Annotated in this window: 16 protein-coding genes and 2 pseudogenes; 7 read left to right on the top strand and 11 right to left on the bottom strand. The window is 63.3% G+C overall.

Annotated elements, in window-relative coordinates:
* The first annotated feature begins 79 nt into the window (after nucleotides 1–79).
* The 6 genes and pseudogenes from EBO15_RS43775 (at nucleotide 80) to EBO15_RS29675 (ending at nucleotide 5048) form a co-directional block, all read left to right on the top strand.
* Nucleotides 80–808: a hypothetical protein gene (locus EBO15_RS43775; protein WP_147481709.1), complete on the top strand. Its 729-nt coding sequence runs from the start codon at nucleotides 80–82 to the stop codon at nucleotides 806–808.
* Between the two features lie 553 nt (nucleotides 809–1361).
* The gene (locus EBO15_RS29690) at nucleotides 1362–1544 is read left to right on the top strand and encodes a hypothetical protein (RefSeq protein WP_147481708.1); all 183 of its coding nucleotides are present in this window, start codon (nucleotides 1362–1364) and stop codon (nucleotides 1542–1544) included.
* A 45-nt stretch (nucleotides 1545–1589) separates the two neighbouring features.
* Nucleotides 1590–2960: an N-6 DNA methylase gene (locus tag EBO15_RS29685; RefSeq protein WP_158628388.1), complete on the top strand. Its 1371-nt coding sequence runs from the start codon at nucleotides 1590–1592 to the stop codon at nucleotides 2958–2960.
* Nucleotides 2960–4114, top strand: a complete 1155-nt coding sequence (locus EBO15_RS29680; protein WP_122197769.1) for a restriction endonuclease subunit S domain-containing protein — start codon at nucleotides 2960–2962, stop codon at nucleotides 4112–4114. Before EBO15_RS29685 ends, EBO15_RS29680 begins: the two co-directional genes overlap by 1 nt.
* 337 nt (nucleotides 4115–4451) lie before the next feature.
* Nucleotides 4452–4664: pseudogene (locus EBO15_RS47365) on the top strand (Arm DNA-binding domain-containing protein); the annotation flags it as partial.
* A 36-nt stretch (nucleotides 4665–4700) separates the two neighbouring features.
* Nucleotides 4701–5048 (top strand): hypothetical protein, encoded by a 348-nt coding sequence (locus EBO15_RS29675; RefSeq protein ID WP_233616518.1) that lies wholly within the window; start codon nucleotides 4701–4703, stop codon nucleotides 5046–5048.
* Nucleotides 5049–5095: 47 nt separating this feature from the next.
* Here EBO15_RS29675 and EBO15_RS29670 read toward each other — a convergent pair whose 3' ends face one another.
* The 9 genes from EBO15_RS29670 to EBO15_RS29625 form a co-directional block, all read right to left on the bottom strand.
* Nucleotides 5096–5746: a hypothetical protein gene (locus EBO15_RS29670; RefSeq protein WP_147481707.1), complete on the bottom strand. Its 651-nt coding sequence runs from the start codon at nucleotides 5744–5746 to the stop codon at nucleotides 5096–5098.
* Entirely contained in the window at nucleotides 5743–7206 is a 1464-nt protein-coding gene (locus EBO15_RS29665) for an HsdM family class I SAM-dependent methyltransferase (RefSeq protein WP_122197766.1), read from the bottom strand. The genes EBO15_RS29670 and EBO15_RS29665 overlap by 4 nt, the downstream gene beginning before the upstream one ends.
* 54 nt (nucleotides 7207–7260) lie before the next feature.
* Nucleotides 7261–8751, bottom strand: a complete 1491-nt coding sequence (locus EBO15_RS29660) for a class I SAM-dependent DNA methyltransferase (RefSeq protein ID WP_122197765.1) — start codon at nucleotides 8749–8751, stop codon at nucleotides 7261–7263.
* Between the two features lie 10 nt (nucleotides 8752–8761).
* Nucleotides 8762–9379: a restriction endonuclease subunit S gene (locus EBO15_RS29655; RefSeq protein ID WP_122197764.1), complete on the bottom strand. Its 618-nt coding sequence runs from the start codon at nucleotides 9377–9379 to the stop codon at nucleotides 8762–8764.
* Nucleotides 9376–12927, bottom strand: a complete 3552-nt coding sequence (locus tag EBO15_RS29650) for a type I restriction endonuclease subunit R (protein WP_199744884.1) — start codon at nucleotides 12925–12927, stop codon at nucleotides 9376–9378. The genes EBO15_RS29655 and EBO15_RS29650 overlap by 4 nt, the downstream gene beginning before the upstream one ends.
* 205 nt (nucleotides 12928–13132) lie before the next feature.
* Entirely contained in the window at nucleotides 13133–13972 is an 840-nt protein-coding gene (locus tag EBO15_RS29645; protein ID WP_122197763.1) for an aminoglycoside phosphotransferase, read from the bottom strand.
* On the bottom strand, nucleotides 13969–14196 hold the full coding sequence (locus tag EBO15_RS29640) for a hypothetical protein (RefSeq protein WP_122197762.1): 228 nt from the start codon (nucleotides 14194–14196) through the stop codon (nucleotides 13969–13971). The genes EBO15_RS29645 and EBO15_RS29640 overlap by 4 nt, the downstream gene beginning before the upstream one ends.
* Nucleotides 14197–14624: 428 nt before the next feature.
* Nucleotides 14625–15161 carry a protein kinase domain-containing protein gene (locus EBO15_RS29630; RefSeq protein WP_158628386.1) on the bottom strand — a complete coding sequence of 179 codons (537 nt, stop codon included), beginning with the start codon at nucleotides 15159–15161 and terminating at the stop codon, nucleotides 14625–14627.
* Nucleotides 15162–15509: 348 nt separating this feature from the next.
* The gene (locus EBO15_RS29625) at nucleotides 15510–16259 is read right to left on the bottom strand and encodes a transposase family protein (RefSeq protein WP_122197785.1); all 750 of its coding nucleotides are present in this window, start codon (nucleotides 16257–16259) and stop codon (nucleotides 15510–15512) included.
* Nucleotides 16260–16594: 335 nt separating this feature from the next.
* Here EBO15_RS29625 and EBO15_RS29620 point away from each other — a divergent pair, with 335 nt between their 5' ends.
* On the top strand, nucleotides 16595–17860 hold the full coding sequence (locus tag EBO15_RS29620; RefSeq protein WP_147481706.1) for a CBS domain-containing protein: 1266 nt from the start codon (nucleotides 16595–16597) through the stop codon (nucleotides 17858–17860).
* A 465-nt stretch (nucleotides 17861–18325) separates the two neighbouring features.
* On the opposite strand, the gene EBO15_RS29610 is transcribed toward EBO15_RS29620, so the two are convergent.
* Both EBO15_RS29610 and EBO15_RS29605 read right to left on the bottom strand, forming a co-directional pair.
* Nucleotides 18326–18703, bottom strand: a complete 378-nt coding sequence (locus EBO15_RS29610) for a hypothetical protein (RefSeq protein WP_147481705.1) — start codon at nucleotides 18701–18703, stop codon at nucleotides 18326–18328.
* A gap of 203 nt (nucleotides 18704–18906) precedes the next feature.
* Nucleotides 18907–19058: pseudogene (locus EBO15_RS29605) on the bottom strand (IS3-like element ISAar4 family transposase); the annotation flags it as partial.

The following is a 19058-nucleotide window of genomic DNA, read 5'->3' as shown; positions in this document are numbered from 1 at the left end:
TCGGACACCGGCGTTCTGTTTGCGTGCGCTCGGGTGAAGTTCCCCAAACTTGGACGCGGATACCTCTATGGTCGAAGTCATGGTTGACCTCACCGAGTACGAGCGGCGCGGCGATCTTAATGCGCCATTCGAGCTGACCAAAAAGCACGAGCGAGCCCAGACGGAATCCGAGCGTATCCGCGAAGCGGTGCGGTGCAACGTCGCGCGGTTGACGTGGGAGGAATATTCTGCGGGAGAACCGTGTCCCGGTTGTGGTCTCCCGTACCGAGATGAGGAACCATGGGACTCTAAGGGCACCATGTACTTCACAGAGGAAGAGCGTGCCCGCTACGACGCTGAACAGGTCCGGTTCAAGGAAAAGCATGGCGACTGCCACGCGATGCGCCACTCGATCGAAGGATCGCTGACCACGCACTGTGGCAAATGCTGCCCGCCTCCGCCGCTGTCGCCACGACAGATCGAGAAGATCGGCCGCATCCTCGGACCTCCAAAACAGTCCCACGAACTGATGCGATGGCGTCTCCGACTGTATTGCGGCCACATGGTGGAGAAGCAAGCGCACTACACGCACAAGACCCTCCACTCGGCGTTCACAGTCTCCACGCCATGCCCTGAGTGCGGCCTTGATCCGGCGACCATCGTGGACGCCGAGGCCATCGGGCTCGTGGAGGAGCCACCTGGGGCAGCGAAACCGGCACGTGACGCGTCACCTCGCCGGACCATCCGGGCCCGGAAACCTACGAGGGCTGAGTTGGGGGCGAAGGTCCGCGAGTTGGAAGCAGAAATCGAGCGGCTCCGCCGTTCGTAGCCGCAGCGGCGACACGACGCGCGATTCGCGCAAGGGGGAGTCAGGCCAGAATCGCACATGCGGCTGAACGGCTCCGGACGCTCCTCGATCGGTTCGACTGCCGGCCGTCTTCGTTCAGCGCCTGGCGCAAGGGTGAGCTCACCTCCGGGCTCGATCTCGTCTGCGGTGAGACGTTCACACCGCTGATGAAGCACTCCGAGGCGCTCACCATCATCGGCTGGTGTTGCTGCTCCGACGGAGGCGAGGGAGGCAGGGCTCTGGTGCAGCTCCCCGCAAGCCCTCGGCGTCACGACCTCACCGGTCCCATGGACGGCAGCCCGAGCACGTTTTCCTGCGGGCTACCTCCAGCAGTCCGCTCCCACGCCATGGCAAAAGCGACATGAGTAGATAAATAGACACCAATCCCCCTCATGGAAAACCCAAACTGCGTGCTCTGGGCGCGCCGCGGCTGTGGCGTCCTACCGTTCTCGTGTCGGGCGGGGAAGCCCCCGCCACGCCGGAACCCGCGCGGTCGTCAGTCGACGTCGCGCGCCCAGTAGAGATGGAGCCGCAGATGGAGCGAGTCCTCATCGTGGTCGTGGTGATCCTGGTGGCGCTGGTGGCGGCGCTGCTGGCCGGATTCCTGAAGTGGCTCGACGGCGGCCGGGTCGTCGGCGCCATTGCGGCCGGGGCCGCCGCTTTCGCCGCCGCGGTCCCGGTGGTCGTCCTGCTCATGAAAACGGGCGGCCTCTCGTGAGCAAGGATGCGGATATCGTGCCCTGTCCCCAAGGGAGCTCCTCCAATGACGTCTGAAATGCAGATCTCAGTACGAGCCCTGGGAGATGTCCTGAGCTTTCATGACGCTTGCCGCGTTGTGGCCGGCCTCATGACGCTAAGAGACCAGGCGCGAAAGCATCCACAGAGCGGGCAAGGCGTCTGGTGGAACCACCTCTTGACGCAAGCGGGCAAGACCCAGCAGCAGATGGGCCCCTTGGTGCGTAATTGCCTACTTCAGTCTCAAGATGAAGAGGGCCGCGCGTTCGTTCCGCGTCTACCCCCAACGGCCGACGATGCTCTGCGCCGCCTGGTCAAGGCCGCCGATCGAGTCGACGACCTTGGTGATTGTCTGAACCAGAGCTTTCAGGACCTTTCTGAAATGCATGCGAAGGCCGGGGACTACTTCACTCGCAATGATGTAGCCCGATTGATGGTGGCGGCGGTGGATCCCCAAGAAGGTCAGCGGGTGCTCGATCCGGTGTGCGGGTCGGCCGGGTTGCTCATAGGCGCCGCCCAGTACGTGTCCGAACGCACGGGTCGGGCATCGACCCTGGACCTGACCGGTCAGGACGTTCATGCCTCCATGCTCCATGTGGCTCGGATGAACCTGACCGCCCGCAACCTGGATGCGCGGCTTCTTGAGCCGATGGACAGTCTCGCGCAGCCCTTTGAGTCCTCCTATGACATCATCCTGGCCAATCCGCCCTTCAACGGCTCATGGAGTCCCGACCGGCGGGCGAGCGACCCGAGTTGGTGGGATGCGGAAACGGCACCCCCCCGCGACAACGCGAACTTGGCTTGGATCCTCCACATCCTCCACGCGCTCGCTCCTCGGGGCAGGGCGGCGATCCTTATGGCGGAGGGGGCGGCAACCGGGGCAAGGCAGGTAGAACAGCGGTTTCGTGGACGGCTCGTCGATGAGGACGTCGTCGAATGTGTGGTGGCTCTGCCACCGGGCCTGTTCACCCACAGCCGTGCTCCTTGCTGCCTGTGGCTGCTCAACACAGACAAAGGTCCCCATGGCGACTGGGGTAGCAGCGACCGCCGAGGCAAGGTGCTCTTCATCAACGCGCGGACCGCGTACGAACCGGTTCCGGGGTCGCGCAAACGTCGTCTCAGTCCGGAAGGCGTCGAGCAGGTGCTGCACACACTGGAAGCGTGGCGAGAGGCAGCGGGGCAATACCGCGACGAGCCTGGTCGATGCCGTTCGGTCCACGCCGAGGAGATCGCCGGTCAGCGATACGACCTGCAACCACCGCGATACACCGATGAACTCAGCCCCGATGACGCCCCAGACCAGCGGCAGATCCATGAACTCACCGCCAAACTTCGGGACAAGTTCGAAGAGGCGCACGCACTAGAAGCCGACCTACTTCGGATCTTGGACGAACTGTGATGCGTGAACTCGCCCTCAGCGGCTGGCAGCGCATGACGGTGAAGGAAGCTGCGGACCTGAAGGTCACCTACGGGCTCCCCGAGCAGGAACTTCCCAGCGGACGAGGAGTGATCAGGGCCAGCGACGTCCGCGATGGCCGTATCCGGACGCCTCCACCGGATCACGCCGCGACCCCGGACACCAAGCCCAGCCGCGCCACTCTCGCCGAGGGCGACCTGGTCGTGGTACTCGTCCGCCGGGTGGGTGACGCGGCACTGATCGACCAGCGGCATTCCGGCTGGGTGACAACACGCTCCGTCGGCATCCTCCGCTCACAGAACCACGCCGTCACCCGCTGGTTGAAGATCTGGTTCCAGACGCCGATCGCCCGCGCCTGGTTCGACCGACACGTATCGGCGCATGTCGAGCCAACCTTGAGCATCGACCGGCTGAGGGCGATGGAGGTGGCCGTCCCACCTCCAGAACGTATCGAGACCATCACTCGTGTGGTCGAACTGGTGCAGGACAAGATGGACCTGAACCAGCGGATCGCCGTGGACGCCGTCACCTTGGCCGATGCCCATCACGCCATGCTGGCGCGGCGACGTGAGCATTCGTGGGCATCCTCCACGTTCGGTGCCGTCGCCGCGGTGATGACCGGCCGACCAAACCAACCCCAACCGGTTTTGGACGGTGTCGCGACGTCCCGGATAGCGCCGGCCGACGTCCTGGCTGCGGATCCGCCTCACATCCAGGGAGGACGGCAGACGCTCGCCGAGCCGGGCGACGTCTGCGAACCAGGAACTGTGCTGGTCGCCTCGAGACCGGAGGGGGCCCGCGCCGCGCTGACCTGGTTGCCAACCACACCGAACCGGGGGGTCCTTGCGGTGCGCCCGTCCGATCCCTCGGACCGCTGGTGGCTGCTCCACGAACTTCGTGCCCGAAGCGAAGACCTTCCCAAAATCGCGCAAGGCCAACAGGCCAGAGAGATCAGCCGACGCGCCTTCTCAAAACTGGAACTGTCCTGGCCCGGCCCCGAAGATCGCCAGCAGTTCCAGAAAGTGGCCGAGCCTCTTCACCACAGAGCGCACTTGGCCCTCGAGGAGAACCGGCTGTTGACAGAGCTACTCGATCGCGTACTTCGGGATGTGTCCTCGATCGCAGCACGCATATGACGGCATCCTGCTCCAGGTGCTCCAGGTGCTCCAGGTGCTCCAGGTGCTCCAGGTGCTCCAGGTGCTCCAGGTCACCGGTAGGAACGGGACATGGCGTCCCTGTTGGCAGAGGTCAGGACGCCGACCGCGAGCCGCCCTACATGCCGGTGACCGGCACGACCAACGAGAAGGACCGTGGCCGGCTCACCATCAACCAACTCGCCCGTTGCTGCGATGCGAGTTCGTTCGCCGTTCGCTATAGCCAGGCCAGGGGTTCGGCTTCACCGCTGCCTAGGTGACAACCGGTTCTGGCTCTCTGGGGAGCTCGTGCCGGATGTCCTGAGCGCAGGGTGAGTTCATGGGCAGAAGAAGGATGACTGCCGGGGTGTGCCGGCGGTGTGGCTGTGAGGTTCCGGGTTCTGGCCGTGCGGTCGGCGTGGGGTGTCCGCGGCTGGTGACGGAGCGTGGGCACGGCAGTTGGTATCTGCGGTTGGAGCTCGGGCGCGGCCCGGATGGGCGGCGTCGGCGGATTCGCCGGGGCGGCTTTCCAACTCGTAAGGCCGCTGAGGAGGAGCTGCGGCGGTTGCGTGGACCGCGTGGGCGGCCGTTGAAGGTGGCCGAGTGGTTGGCGTGGTGGTTGGAGAACCATCCGGGCGCCGCCTCTACGGTGGCCGGTTACGCCGATCACGCCCGCCGGTATCTGGTGCCGCTACTTGGCGAGTTGCTGCTGGCGGAGGTGAGTGCAGGGCATGTGGAGCAGATGCTGGCCACGATCGCCGACGAGCACGCGAAGAGCAGACGGCCACAGCGCGTGGATGCGAGATCGCCGCCCGGAAGTCGACGTCGAAGGGGAGGGGACGGCGGTGCAGTGGAGCTTTTTGTGCGATCTTCTGTGAGCTTGGCCGTCAAGCCGACCTTGACGACACTCGGCATCGCCTCGTTGCTCAGCACATAGACGAAGCCGATGGTGTACTTGCCATACCGACACCCGGAACTGCAGGCTCAGTGGAGCAGCAAAGCGACCTCAGATCCGACGTGAGTGATCCAATCCAGGGTTCCCTGGGCTTCCGCCGCGCTCATCGGGGTGCGCCTGCCTTGGTCATCAAGATCAGCACGATGGGCAATCTTGTTACGCCGGTCCACAATTGCGTCGTGCCAGCTGATCGCTTCGTTGGCGGACATATTGCAGGGAGCTCCGATGCTGGCCCAGATCTGACCCCCATTCAGGTGCACCGCTAGTCTAAGCCCGTCGCTGATGACGGCGCTCCTTTGGTAGGTGCTGCGGTTTAGTTCTTTTCGGAGAAATTCCTGGATGACAATTCGCTTTTGGCGAGGTCCGGAGAGCTCTTCGGCATGACCGAAATCCATTTTTAGCGCGTTCAACCCCTTGGGTCGCTCCCACGTCGTGTCGTCGGTGTGGGCGACGATGTAGTCGATGATCGCTTCGTGGAGCCAGTGATCGAGCGCTGTCGTCGCCTGCGTCCAGGCAGCTCGGTACAAATCGTCTGGATGGGGAGCATGGTCACTGGTGAGAGTGCCGAGATCCACCCCTGAGGCCCCGAGCGTCTCCAGGGTGAGGCCACCGTTAATCATGCGCTGTGCATACTGGATGTTGTCCGTGAAACGCTTGAAGGGGAATTTGTTCGTATTCAATCGTCGGTCTCCGCAAGGTCGGGGACTTCGGGGAAGCTCGTGGCGATCCCCCTGAACTCTTTGGCTGCGGCCTCCAACTGATCGGCGATATCCATAGCCATGGACCGCGGGTCGGGGATTTCCGTGACTGGGTCGCCACCGCGGTAGAGGATATTAAGGCGAAAGTCGTAGGTGCTTGCTATCTGGTCGTAGGTCAGTGATACTGCCGGATGCCTTGGATCGGGTGACCGGTCGGAGTGGTACCATGCGACAAAGTCGTCAAGATCCGACCGTTTGAGAGGATTCCTGGCCACCTGAAAGTGCTTCCCGGTACGGAAATCGTAGATATCGACGCGTTCGGTTGCCGGCCGACCGTCGGGGCGAACCTCTCTACGATCAAAGAAAAGAATGTTGGACCTCGCACCTCCTCGTTCGAATACCCCGCTGGGCAGCCGAAGTAGCGTGTGAACTGTGCAGTGCTGGAAGATCCATTGACGGACCGTGCGTTCAGAGTTTCCTTCGAACAACACATTATCCGGCACGAATACCACTGCTTTTGCGCCATTGGGGAGTGTAGTTGCGATGTGTTGGAGGAAGTTCAGTGGGTTGCTGTTGCTGTCAACGATCAGATCTGTGCGCCCCTGAGGCTGGGGAGCCTGCGTCTTGAATGGCGGATTACATATAATCAGCGTTGGTTTCACATCGGAGGACTTGGCCAGCGTATTGCGCTCTTCAATGGTCGGGGGAGCGTTGAATGGGCGACCAAAGCTAAGCAGGACGTTCATGGTGGCGAACCGACACAGGCGCTCGTCGAAGTCATACCCTGTGAGTGCTCCTTCGGCGATCTCGGCGTGCTGGCCGGAACGATTTCGGGCTTCCGCGTCCCGTTCCATAGCCTGGTAGGCGGCCACGAGTAGTTGGCCCGTCCCACAGGCGGGGTCGAACACCCTGGCTTCGGCCGCGGGGCGTACGCAATCGATCACTGCCGAGACGAGTGGCTCAGGGGTGAGTGTCTGTCCTGACTCGAGGTTAAAGTTCACGCTGGCCTCGTGGAGCAGCATCCGGTAGAGGTCACCTAGCGTGGACGGGCCCAGCTCTGTCCACTTCCGTCGGCCGATCTCATTGGACACCAGAGCGCGAAGCTTTGCCGGGTTACGAATGGTCCCCTTGGCCTTGCGGAAGATTATGGCCTTAGCCCGGTCCTCTGGACTGATGCCTGCTGTCTTGCCACACTGCTCAAGGGTGTAACCGTACTGTCGTTCTAGCGCCTCGCCTGTGAGATGGCGAAGCCCCTTCCAGCCCAGAGACGTCGGCACCACTTGAACCGTGTTCAGCCCACGCATGCTCCGCTCATCATCGATCTTCAAGAAGAGCAGGTACGTTAGCTGCTCGACGTAGTCAAGCTCGGATACACCCTCTACGCTGAGTTCTCGCTGGTAGAAGGACCACAGCGAGTCGAAGAGCTGATGCGCGATCGTCACCTTGCGTCACCTTCCTGGGAAGGTGGGTGACTATTCGTAACAGCCGCCGGTCGATCAATCCTGAATGTCGGAATCCTCACGGTGGGATCTTAGCGCCCGGAGTGACTCCGTGATGGCTGAAAATTCGGCCAGTGCAGCCTCCAGTTCCTCCACGATCTCCTGTGCGGTGACGTCAGGGCTGGGCATCACCTCGGTGATTGAGTCCTGTAGGAACATCAGATCCAGGTTGACCTTGTCCCGCGTGATGAGCTCGTTGTAGTCGAACGCCTTGAAGCGATCTGTCTCGTATCGAGCCCCTCGATCCCCTGGCCGGTAGGACTTGATGAAGTCATCCAGGTCTGCCCGGGTGAGTGGGTTCCGCTTCATTGTAAAGTTCTGACCCGTGCGTAGGTCGTACACCCACAGCAGTTTAGTCCGAGGAACACCGTCAGCGCGCGGCTTCTTCTTGTCGAAGAACAGCACGTTGGCTTTGACTCCGCCAGCGTAGAAGATGTTCTTTGGAAGTCGAAGCAATGTGTGCACGTCGCACCGGGCCAGCAACTCGCGGCGGATTACCTCTCCAGCGCCAGATTCAAACAACACGTTATCTGGCAGTACAACTGCGGCACGGCCGCCCATGTTCAACAACGTAAAGATGTGTTGAACGAAGTTGAGTTGCTTGTTGGTGGTCTCGGTCCACAGATCCTGACGGACTTTTCCGTAGTTCTCGCCCGTCACCGTTCCTACACCGAATGGAGGATTGGCCAGGACCACGTCCACCCGGCTGGCCGGTGGCTCAGCCAAGGAGTCCCGGACCTCGATGAGCTCCTTGCCGTTTGGCTGACCAATCCCGTGGATCAACATGTTCATCGACGCCAACCGTGCCGTCTCGCGGACGAGCTCAACTCCACGGACTGCACCACTGCTCAGAGCGCGACGACGATCGCTGTCCAGTTCTGATCCGTGGTTGCGAACGATATGGCTATGCGCCGCGATCAAGAATCCGCCGGTCCCACAGGCTGGATCGAAGACCGTGTCATTCGGCCCTGGGTTGATGCACTCCACCATGGCATCGATCACTGCACGGGGCGTGAAGTACTGTCCTGCCCCTGTCTTTCGGTCTTCGGCCCCGCGTTGCAACAACCCCTCGTAGGCGTCGCCTTTGACGTCGGTGCTCTCGCTACCCCAGCGGTACTGCCCGATTAGATCCTTGACCAGCCGTTCAAGCACCGATGGTGACTGAATTTTGTTCTTTGCCCCCTCAAAGATCGAGCCAAGCATTCCGGGCTGGCGCCCCAGCAATGGAAGAATGTGCTCGTACTGGTCGAGCAGATCGTCACCCGACTTGTTGACCAGGCTGGCCCAGTCCATTCCTTGTGGCACGATCCGCTCAGAATTCAACTTTCGATTCGATCGTTCATCGGCGATCTTGAGAAACAGTAGATATGTCAACTGCTCCACGTAGTCGAGTGTTGAGACGCCGCTATGGCGCAACAGTTCGCAATAGCTCCACAACTGGCTGACCAGATCTCGCGGAACAAGATTTCTTATTGGCTCAAGTGCCATCCGATCCCCCTTAAAACTGTCCACTGAATGCAGATCCCAGTATTTGGGAGCGCATCTGCTTGCCCTTGGATTCGATGTCTTTTAGGGCTCGCATTGTGACTTGAAGGCGGGAAAGATGTTCTTCGAGGTCCGCGAGGATCCGCTGCTGTTCCGAGAGATGTGGAATCGGCAGCTTGAATTTCATCAGCCATGGAACCTCCAGCGAGGCTACCGTGGTTCCCGTTTTTCGGCAGGTGTCAAGAATTTGCCGTTCAAAAGCCTTGAGCCCCCAAGTGATCCATCGTGGGTCCACATCGTCTCTGGGACGGACCGCCTTCATGTCTTGATTGAGAGTCGTTGCGAACGGAACGTAAGCAACAGGGACCTTGCGCTCCAAAATTCCTGACCGGATAACTATCGCGACGGAATTTGCTGGAATGAGTCGAACTGAAGACTCCCTGAGAGCGGATTCTGTAATCAAATCTTGGGTTGCTGTGAGGCGATCAGCTCCCATGTCTTTCGGGGAGAGCCATGGGATGGTTCCATTTTCCCAAAAATCAGGGCGCTTCTTGCTGGGCGTGGAGCCTCCATACCATGTCCCGAGCTCGCCAAGCTCTGCCCATGTCCAGTTATCAGGGAGCTTGTTCATGCTGTGAGGTCCTGGTCTAGTTCGTTGAGAATGTTGATTGCGCGGTCGTCACCGAAGGCCGTGAGGAAGCCGTCGGTGCCGCCTTGGGTGCTGAACGGGACGTGGTCCAAGGCCGCGGTGTCGAATCTTACAGATAGTGCGGTGGTCTGCGCGATGTTCTCGAGCCACCACATCTGATCGCAGGTGAAGCGTGTTCCGGTTTGTTCCTTTCGGGCGATCCAGTTGACAAAACGGCCTCTGATGACTTCCTCATATGGGCTGGGTTGTTGGTCAATACCCAGTTCGTACCGGATAATGGTGACTAGGTCTGTGATGCTGTGCCGTGCGTTCCCCCGCGCAGCGGTAAGCCCGGCCTGTTCGTAGGCTTTCCAGAGCCGTTCATGGGTCCAACGGCGCGGGGGGAGAGCGATCCGCTGGGCGATGCGCTGGAGCTCGGCGAAGATCTCGTGAGGCGGTTTGGTGCGCTGGCTGTACGCGGTGTGCCACGCGGTGATCTCGTCGCGGTTTTCCTCGAGGTACTCGCGCCAGCTCGTGATCATGGATTGTCCTTGCTCGGCGTTGAGGACAGCGCCGGCGAATACTACCTGGTCTTGATTTACCTCGTCGGTGATGATGTCGAGGGCTCGGCGGGTCTCAAGCAGTCGCTTGCGGAGCTCGGGATTGGAGGCGAGCGGTTCCAGTGCGCGGCCGAGTAGCTCTTGCATGGCCTGTTTGCCGCCGCTGCTACGGGCGGCTTCCTGAGCGTCCACGGAGACGGCGTCGACCATGCCACGCACGATGTCGTGGAGCGGCTGTCCGGCGACCTGCTCGATGTCGACCCGCTGTGCGGGTTGGTTGTTGAGCTCCTTGTCTAGCCGAGCCAGCCGGGACGCGAGCGTAGACACTTCTTGCTCGCCGATGGTGCCAGCCGCGACCTTCGCGAGAAGCTTCTCGAGGCTTTCGCGCTTGGCCGGATCTCCCTTGTCCAGTGGGGCGGCGTCGACCTTCGGGTTCTCGGTGACGCCGATGGCGTCCACGATGACGAACCTGGTCTTCTCCGGCAGGTCCGGGGTGACAGCCTGGAACTCGGCTTGCGGCACGGTGCGGGCGCCTCGGCCTTTCATCTGCTCGAAGTAGGACCAGCTGCGCACGTCCCGCATGAAGATCAGGCACTCTAGCGGCTTCACATCGGTGCCGGTGGCGATCATGTCGACCGTCACCGCCACCCGCAGCGTGGCCGAGTTGCGGAACTGGGCAAGCAGCTCGTGAGGTCGCTTCGCCTTGTGGGTGATCTTCGTGCAGAAGTCATTGCCGCGGCCGAACACGTCCCGTACGACGGAAACGATCTCTTCCGCGTGCTCGTCGTTGCGGGCGAAGATGAGCGTTTTGGGCACCATCCGCTTGTCTTCGGGGATCTTGGCTCGTTCGGGGAAGATCTCGGTGTACAGCCGCTCCTTGAACGCCTGGATGACGGTCCGCATCTGGCCGAGACTCAGCACATGGTTCCCGACATCTTTGCCTGTGTACTGGAAGTCGTCGTCGAGGTCTTCGTATCGCTGCCGTCGCGTCCGCCGATCGCGGACGGGGACGCTGGTTCCGGCCTCGATCAGTGCCCCGGACTCGGAGATCTCAGTCTTGATCCGATATACGTTGAAGTCGACATTGACGTTGTCTGCGACCGCCTGCTCGTAGGTGTACTCGCTGACCAGGTTCTGGTGGAAGAACCCAAACGTCTGCGCCACCGGGGTCGCGGTGAGACCGACGATAGGGGCGTCGAAGTACTCCAGTACTGAACGCCACTTGCCGTAGATCGAGCGGTGGCATTCGTCCACGACGATCAGATCGAAGGTCTCGGGTGGGAAGGTGGGGTTGTAGGCGAGGACGAGGTCGCCTTCGATGTCGTAGCTGTCCAACTCGGGGTCGTCGTTCTGGGGGATAGCCTTGCCGGACAGGCCGAGGTAGAGGCGCTGGATGGTGGAGACCACGACGCTGGACGAATCGAGCATGGCGTTGCCGGTGAGCTGCTGCACATTGTAGAGCTCGGTGAACTTTCTTCCGTCATCAGGCGTGGTGAAGTTCTCGAATTCTGTTCGGGCCTGGGTGCCGAGGTTGTTGCGGTCGACCAGGAACAGGATGCGGGCTGCCTTGGCGTACTTGATCAAGCGGTAGGAGAAGGTGCAGGCGGTGAAGGTCTTGCCAGCCCCAGTGGCCATCTGGATCAGTGCCCGTTCGCGCCCCTCGCCCAGGGAATGCTCCAGCCCTCGGATTGCCTCGATCTGAGCCGGGCGTAGGCCTTCGATGACCAGCTCGGGTAGACGGCTCCGGAGCTTGGCTCGGTATGTGGGTGCCTGGGGGTCGTGGTCGGCGTCGTGCATCCAACGGGCGATCGTCTGCGGCCGGTGGAAGTAGGAGATCTGCCGGGTTCTCGAGTCAGGGTCCAGAGTGTTGCGGAAAGTGGTGACACCGCCGTCCGAGGCGTATCGGAACGGTAGCGTTGGGCGCCAGGAGGCCCGACGTTGCTCGGACTTCAGGTGCTCTGCATAGCCGTCGGCCTGCTGTTCGGCTGCCGAAAGGTCGGCGCCCTCACGCTTGGCCTCGATCACACCGATGAGCTTGCGGTCCACATATAGCAGGTAGTCAGCGGGACCGATCTTGGTGGCGACCTCGCGAACAGCGACCCCCTGAGGGCCCCACAAGTCCAACCCGACACCGGCATTCTGTACCGACCAGCCCGCATCCTGGAGCATCCGGTCCAGGATCTCGCGGACCTGAACCTCATTCTTCGGCTCACGGGAAGCACTCTCGGCATTAGCTAGTAGATCCTCGCGCTGCTGCAGTGACGCCGTAGCTGGTGCAGCCTCGAACCTGCGCTGCAACGCCGCGATCTGACTTTGCAACTGCTCTACGATTGAGCGCAGTTCGGCCCTGCCGGTTTCGGATCGGGCGGCCTCATCCTCGGCTGCCCGGCGGGCATCTCGCTCGGCCTCCAGCTGCGAAGCCTTGTGTTCGAAGGTCAGCCGGGACTGCGCAAGCTCCTCCTGGGCCTGCTCGACCGCAGCCCTCAGCTCAGCTAGACCGGTGACATCCTCCGACATTCGAGTCTCGGGAATGGTCGGAGGCTGAGGCGGTACGAAGGGGCGGACTTCGCGGCTGCCGTCCAGGAGGCGGTGAAACCACACCCCCAACCGGAAGCAGGTCTTCACCGCTTCGAAAGCCTTCTGCTGGTCGGCAGGAGTGTTGGCAATACCGAGGTTGCTGTGGACTTCGTGGTTACCGAGGTCACGAATCTTGTTGAACGCGGCCTCTACGTCGCCGTGGAGAAAGCCTTCGCGGTTCAGCGCGTGGAGGCGGTCGACCTGCCGACTCCCACTCACGCGGACTCGGCCTCGTCGTGCCAGGTCGATGGCCAGGACCTCACCAAACTGGCGAGCCTTGAGCAGCGCTACGTTCGGATCCGTGAAGATCGCCGCTTCCGCGCCCGCCCCATAGAGGACGAGCAGAGGCTCATGGCCGAGGAGGAAGCCGAAGTTGGGGGATCGGTCGGCAAGAGCCTTGATCCGAACGTCCACCGGCCTCATCCACCTCGCTGCGTCTCGGGAACCACCAGTCTCGTGCCCGGATCTCAGTATCAGGGATCGCGCTGACACTTCGGGCCGCTTGTCGCGATTTGGCCGACACGGAGAGTGATTAATCCTGACGATGTGGAGTTTCCGCGCTGAGCTAGGGCCACGATGCTCGGCACCATCACCAAGCACTTGCAGAGGCGAGCCGTGTTCAGGTCAGTTCGGCGAGTAGCTCGGTCGCGTGGGCGGCCATGATGTCGGTGAGTGGCCCCTTGCGGCTGGTTCGGCTGAAGGCTCTGGCGACGTTGGCGCACTGCATGAGCCGCACCAGCTGCCCGGTCCGGGTGGAGAGCACCTCGTCGAATACCTCCAGCACCTTGGCAGCCAGGGACGGTACCTGGAGGGAAGCGACCCACAGCGTCGCGGCGTCGAGGGCGGCCGGGCCCCTGCCCCACGACTCCCAGTCGATGAGCGTGAGCGTCGGCGCGCACACGTTCGCCCATCCCAGGTCGCCGTGGACGGTCGCCCAGGCGGTGATGGTGGTGTCGAGCTCATCGCCGTACACCTCGGCGATCCGCCGGGACAGGTGCTCCTGGGTCATGCAGACCCGCCGTGTCGGGTGGGCGGCCAGCAACTTGGACGCAGTCCGCAGGTCCGCCCACCAGGTGTCTGGCAAGCCGGGGTCGGTGGTGACGAATCCGGTGGCCGACACGGCGGGGTCGGTGACCTGCGTCATTTCATCGGCTCGCCACACCACATCCCGGTTGTCGTCGTGCCAGGTTGCGGCGGATCGCCAGATGGGGCGCGGCACCTGGTCCAGGTCCAGTGCGGCCTCGAACCCGGTGAGTGTTTCCGCGTTCACCTGCGCCGGGCGGTGCCAGGCCAGGCGGACCCAGGTGCCTGCGCTGGTGGGGAATCCGGCGGTTCCGTTGAGGGCGCTGTAGTGGCCGGCGGCCCGGTCGAGGGTGAGGCACAGCCGGGCTTCGGTGATGTCGAGCACGTCGTCGTGCGGCACTTTCGACAGGTCGAACAGTGTCGCTTGGAGGTTCACGTCGTCACCGTAGCCTTCCGTTGAGTGCGCAGGGTCCGGTACGCAGCCACCCGCACCAGGTCGATGTCGAGCCCGGCCGCAGCTACGAGCTCGGCGAGGTGGCCGGGCTGGTCGGCGCCGACGGCGACCGCCGCCAGGCGGGGCAGGTGGTAGGCGACGGCGAACGCGGTTTGAAGCGGTGTCGTCGTTTCCTGCCCGGGACGAAGGTGTCGGGTGTGGGCCATGGGACGGTGGCAGGGGTGCCGCCGAACGGGGCCATCCCCCACCGGCCAGCGACAGGGAAGCCGAGGAGTTCGGCGAGGCGCTCGGCGGGCGTCTAGCGCTGCTGGGGCGCAGGTGAGCCCGCACCTGGTCATCAGCCCATCCGGCGCAGGCACCTCGTCCAGGAACGGAATGAGCGCTTCACGTTCCACGAGGCAATGCCCCACCCGCTGGACAGCCCCGTCCTCATGGTGTCGGTGACGGCGGCAGCAAGAACGTCCCGGCCGAGGGGCTCCGGCAGGCCGTTCGGGGTTGTTCAGGAACACCAGGTCCGGTGTCTAGCCGAGCTCGGTGGCGCACTGTTCGATCGCTCCTCGCAGTCGGAACGGGTCGAGGCTGTGGCCGTCGGGGAAGGACCCGACTTGGTGGAGATTTGAACTCGCCGAGCAGGTCACCGGCCGCCGAGTGTGACTCCGCTGGTGGTGAGCTCGGCGGCATAGCTGTCCAGCGCCTCACCGAGGGAGACCAGCCTGAAGTAGATGATCTTGGGGTCGTCGTCGGCGAGCAGGATGTTGGCCGGGTTCAGGTCGCGGTGAAGTAGCCCGGCTTCGTGGACCGCGCTCAGCCCCTCGGCGAGCAGGTCGCCGAAAGCGGCTCCCATGTCGGCGCCCAGGGGGCCGTGCTCGTGGACGAAGTCGCGCAGGGTAAGCCCGCGGACGTACTCCATCGCCAGCCGCGGTTGCTCGTCGTCCGGCCCAGCAGCAGCGATGAGCGAGGCGACGCGCGGGCCTTGCATCATGCTCATGGCGGTGACTTCGCGATCGAACCGCTCACGGATGTCCTCGCGGTCGGCGTACGCCTTGTGGACGATCTTGACTGCGACCTGGCCGCCACCTGGGGTGACCCCGAAGAAGACCTGCCCCATCCCGCCTTCGCCGAGCCGACCATGCAGCTCGATCCCCGCGATCCGCCGCGGATCGGACGGCATGACGGACTCCATGAACCACCTACCTCGTCACGATCCGTTACGCCGTGGCCAGGATCTTGCTCGGACCGGCGACGACACAAAGCGAAATGGGACCTTTGTGCTGATGATGGGCGGTCGACGGCCTGAAAAATGGGCAGATGGCGCAAAGGAGAGGAGGTTAACTTTACTCTCGGGTTAGGGTGTCAGGTGATCTTGGGAGACGGTGTCGAGCCGTAGGAGTGATACGCGATGGCTAATCTGGTTCCGGCGGCCTGGATGATCCGTGGCGGCCGTGACGGTGAACGTGAGAGCCAGTCCCTGGCCGAGGGGCTCGCCATCCTCGGTTGGGACGAACTCAGTGAGCCTTTTTCAGCGAGCTTGAGCTTCGCGGTTGTGTAGGACGTGGATGGCTTTGGCGAGGTGGCCGGCGCGGTGTGGGCAGCAGCGGAGCTTGTCGAGGATGGCCCAGTGTTTGAGCTGGGCGTTCGCGCGTTCGCCGGGCGCGCGGAGCCGGGCGTGGGCCCGGTTGGCGGTCTTCTGCGACTCGGGTTTGCCGGTGCCGCGGTACGGGACGAGCAGCGGCCCGTCCGCGCCTTGGTAGGCCTTGTCGGCCAGGACCAGGAACCCCGCGGCGTCCAGCTCTCGTGGGATGCCCCAGATGCGGGCGGCGGTCAGGTCGTGGACCGAGCCGGGCAACGCGCCCGACACCCACACGATGGTTCCGTCGGGTGCGGCTATGACCTGCAGGTTCATGCCGTGCCGTCGATGTTTCCCGGAGTAGAACGGCCGGTCGGCGGCGACGCGGTCGATCGGGATGAGCGTGCCGTCCAGCACCAGGTACAGCAGCCCGTCGCGGGCGGCCTTGCGCAACGCCTGGGCGAGCTTGGGTGAGCGGGCGGCCAGCAGCTGGACGGTCTCGTTGACGTAGCGCCACGCGGTCGAGGTGGACACCCCGAACCCGGCCGCCAGGCCGGCGAACGTTTCGCCTTTCCGCAGGTAGACCAGCACCATCAACGCTTGCGCACCCGGCGTGAGGGCCCGCCCTCGGCTGCCGATGCTCGTGCGGTGCCGGCGGACCACTCCGGTCGTGTAGTTCAGGGTCTGACGCGACAACGGCAGCGAAGAACGATAGAAGCATGTGAAGCCTCTGGTGGGGACGGTCGGTTGTGAGAGATCACCCGTCCTACCAGGGGCTTTCCACGTTCCAGGGCCCGCCGCGCCGTCCGCGATCATGCTGTGATCACCCAACCCACAGGCCCCGCTGAAAAACGTTCAGTGACATCGGCGGCGCGGGGTCCCGGGAAGACCTTCGACGGATCGTCCAGAAGACCTATCCCGACGACGGCAAGGCACGCATCGCCAACTGGACCGGCCAGCTTTGGCGATTCCTGGACATCATCCAAGAGGGGGACCACATCGTCCTCCCGCTCAAGACTCGTCCCGGGCGAGTGGCGGTGGGGCGGGTCATCGGCCCATATGTCTATCGGCACGATGCGCCGGAAGGGTTTCGGCACACCCGGCCGGTCGAATGGATCCGGACCGAAATCTCCCGCGACGTCATCAAGCAGGACCTGCTTGACAGCCTCGGATCCCTGCTGACGGTCTGCGGCTTGACCCGTTTCGACGCCGCGCGCCGCGTTGCACACTTGGCCGCCCATGGGACCGATCCGGGTGTCGGGATGGCCGGGGGCGAATACGAGGCGCGGAGTCGTTCGGATCTGCTGGCGGAGGCAGCCGAACGCAGCCCCGGTGATCCTGTTCGGCTGACGATCAGGGCGCTCCTCGGTTACTGGGACGCTGCCCGTCGGACGCCCGATGTTGTGGCCGAGATCGAGGGGGCGCTGGAGGAGAAGGGGCTCGCGACCCGGCCGGCCTTCACGGAAGGGTGGGTTGACAACTTCATCCAGCTCGTCCCGGTGGGGGAGGAGCCGGTCGTTGGCGAGACGAGCTTCCCGGCGCAGGTGGCGGACGACACCGAGGACGCCTCGGAGCTTCCCGGGATCACGCTGCGGATCGGTGATCTCAAGGCGGCGAACGGTGCCGTTACGGCAGTTCGGCCCGAGGACTCGCTGCACAAGGCGACAACGCTGATGGTGTTGAAGAACTTCTCGCAGCTGGCCGTGGTCTCGGAAGACGGCACGTTCCACGGCGCGGTGAGCTGGGAGTCCATCGGACGTGCCCAGGTCGCGAAAGCGAGTGCCTCGATGGCCGACGCCACGGTGGCGGCCCTGGTCGTGGAGTACCACGAGCCACTCCTCGAGCAGATCGACCAGATCTACACCCGGGGCTTCGTCTTCGTCCGCAGCCAGGACAAGTCAGGGCTGTGTGGGATCGTCACGGCGGCCGACCTGACCCGTCAGTTCGACGACCTGGCCAGGCCGTTCGTCCTCATCGAAGAGATTGAACGTCGGCTGCGGCGCCGCGTGAACGAGAAGCTGTCACTGGAGGAGATCCGCAGCTGCGCGCGTAGACGGCCGGATCGGGTGCGCTCGGCGGGAGACCTCACGCTGGGCAACTTCTGGTTCCTTCTGGAGCCAGCGGAGCGTTGGTCCAAGCTTGCATGGCCTCTGGACCACCAGCTCTTCCTGGAACTGATGAAGGCCGTGACCGGAATCCGGAACGAAACCATGCACTTCAGCCCGGATCCCCTGACCAGCGAGCAGATGAACACGCTCACCGGCTTCCTCGATCTACTCCGCACGGTCGACCCGGACGCCTGAGCTTGTGGGCCTCTTTCTTTCCCGGAGACTGTCGCCCCTGCACGAGTTTGGCCCCTTGGTCCCGCCAGGAAGCCCGGTGGTCCTGGCCGCCGCTTCCCGGAAGGGCCTGGCGGATGGCCTGCTCAGGGTGGAGTTCATCAACCAGCCAAGTGAGCAGGTCGACTCCAGTGCGGCCGGCCAGGCCGCCTGTTGGATGCAGGGACGGTTCGCCTGCGGAGGTGGCGGCGTGCCACCAGCAGCGCGGGGCGTGCAGCACGTCCCCTGCTTCCACGGGGACCACTGCGGTGGGTTCTGTGGGGAGCTTCGTCTTCGAAGGCGATGTCTCAGCGGCGCGGGGCGGGGCGGACCATAGATGCGCCAGCGTCTGGCGCGGGAGATCTGCAGCATGACGACAACGTGGCTGCCCCGGGCCACGAACGGGCCAGCTCTGGCCAGACTGGCGAAGACGGGGCCACCGTCACCGCGTTAGTTGATCGTCAGGCCCCCATCGATGTCGCCTGTCATGATGACCTTCTCCGCCTGGCCATGGAAGTTGTTGACGACGCCGCCATGCTGGACTGTCGAACTCGTTTCTACCTGGTTCCACAGGACTTCGAGCTCGGCTCGGAAGGCGGGATCTTCGGTCATGAGGCGGCGAAGCGCCAGCGCAAACTCATCCATGTGAGTCATGGAGTCGGGGTTTGCCGCAGCGGCGGTCAGAACGACTTCGTCTGAGCGCCCACGGAACCGGTCGCGGACCCTACGAACGATGCCGGCCACTGCCTCCTTGGCCGGCTCGCCCGCCACCTCGACAGCCTTACCTGCCATAGCCGTGGCGATCGCTATGGTCATCGGATCCGACATCAACGCCACCATCCCGATCAGCGACTTACTTACGCAGTTCAGCACAGTCGGCGGAGGTTGGCCAGGGTTGTGTGTCTGCCGGTGGGAGAGGTTCTCCAGGCCGGAACGCGATTGTAGGCTGGGGGCGATCTGCTACTGGGTGGAGGGCATGCAGGAGATTCTGAGGGGCCTCGCGTTTTCCGGACAGCTGCTTGATGGGTGATCTATGCGGCCTGCTGTCGGTCCAGGTACTCGGTGTGGACCTCCCATGGGGTTCGGTACCCGTTCGCCGAGTGGAGCCTACGTCGATTATAGAAGCCTTCGATGTAGCGCATGACCGCGCGGAGGGCTTTGGCTCGTGTGGCAAACACCATAT

The sequence above is a fragment of the Actinomadura harenae genome (assembly GCF_003696215.1).
GTDB classification, from domain to species: domain Bacteria; phylum Actinomycetota; class Actinomycetes; order Streptosporangiales; family Streptosporangiaceae; genus Spirillospora; species Spirillospora harenae.
This window is presented reverse-complemented; position numbering and strand designations above follow the sequence as displayed.

Coding starts and splice junctions, on each gene's coding strand:
- EBO15_RS29610 (WP_147481705.1), bottom strand. CDS start 18,703: ATGTCGGATCCGATGACCATAGCGATCGCCACGGCTATGGCAGGTAAG.
- EBO15_RS29640 (WP_122197762.1), bottom strand. CDS start 14,196: ATGGCCCACACCCGACACCTTCGTCCCGGGCAGGAAACGACGACACCG.
- EBO15_RS29685 (WP_158628388.1), top strand. CDS start 1,590: ATGACGTCTGAAATGCAGATCTCAGTACGAGCCCTGGGAGATGTCCTG.
- EBO15_RS43775 (WP_147481709.1), top strand. CDS start 80: ATGGTTGACCTCACCGAGTACGAGCGGCGCGGCGATCTTAATGCGCCA.
- EBO15_RS29630 (WP_158628386.1), bottom strand. CDS start 15,161: ATGCCGTCCGATCCGCGGCGGATCGCGGGGATCGAGCTGCATGGTCGG.
- EBO15_RS29690 (WP_147481708.1), top strand. CDS start 1,362: ATGGAGCGAGTCCTCATCGTGGTCGTGGTGATCCTGGTGGCGCTGGTG.
- EBO15_RS29655 (WP_122197764.1), bottom strand. CDS start 9,379: ATGAACAAGCTCCCTGATAACTGGACATGGGCAGAGCTTGGCGAGCTC.
- EBO15_RS29680 (WP_122197769.1), top strand. CDS start 2,960: ATGCGTGAACTCGCCCTCAGCGGCTGGCAGCGCATGACGGTGAAGGAA.
- EBO15_RS29660 (WP_122197765.1), bottom strand. CDS start 8,751: ATGGCACTTGAGCCAATAAGAAATCTTGTTCCGCGAGATCTGGTCAGC.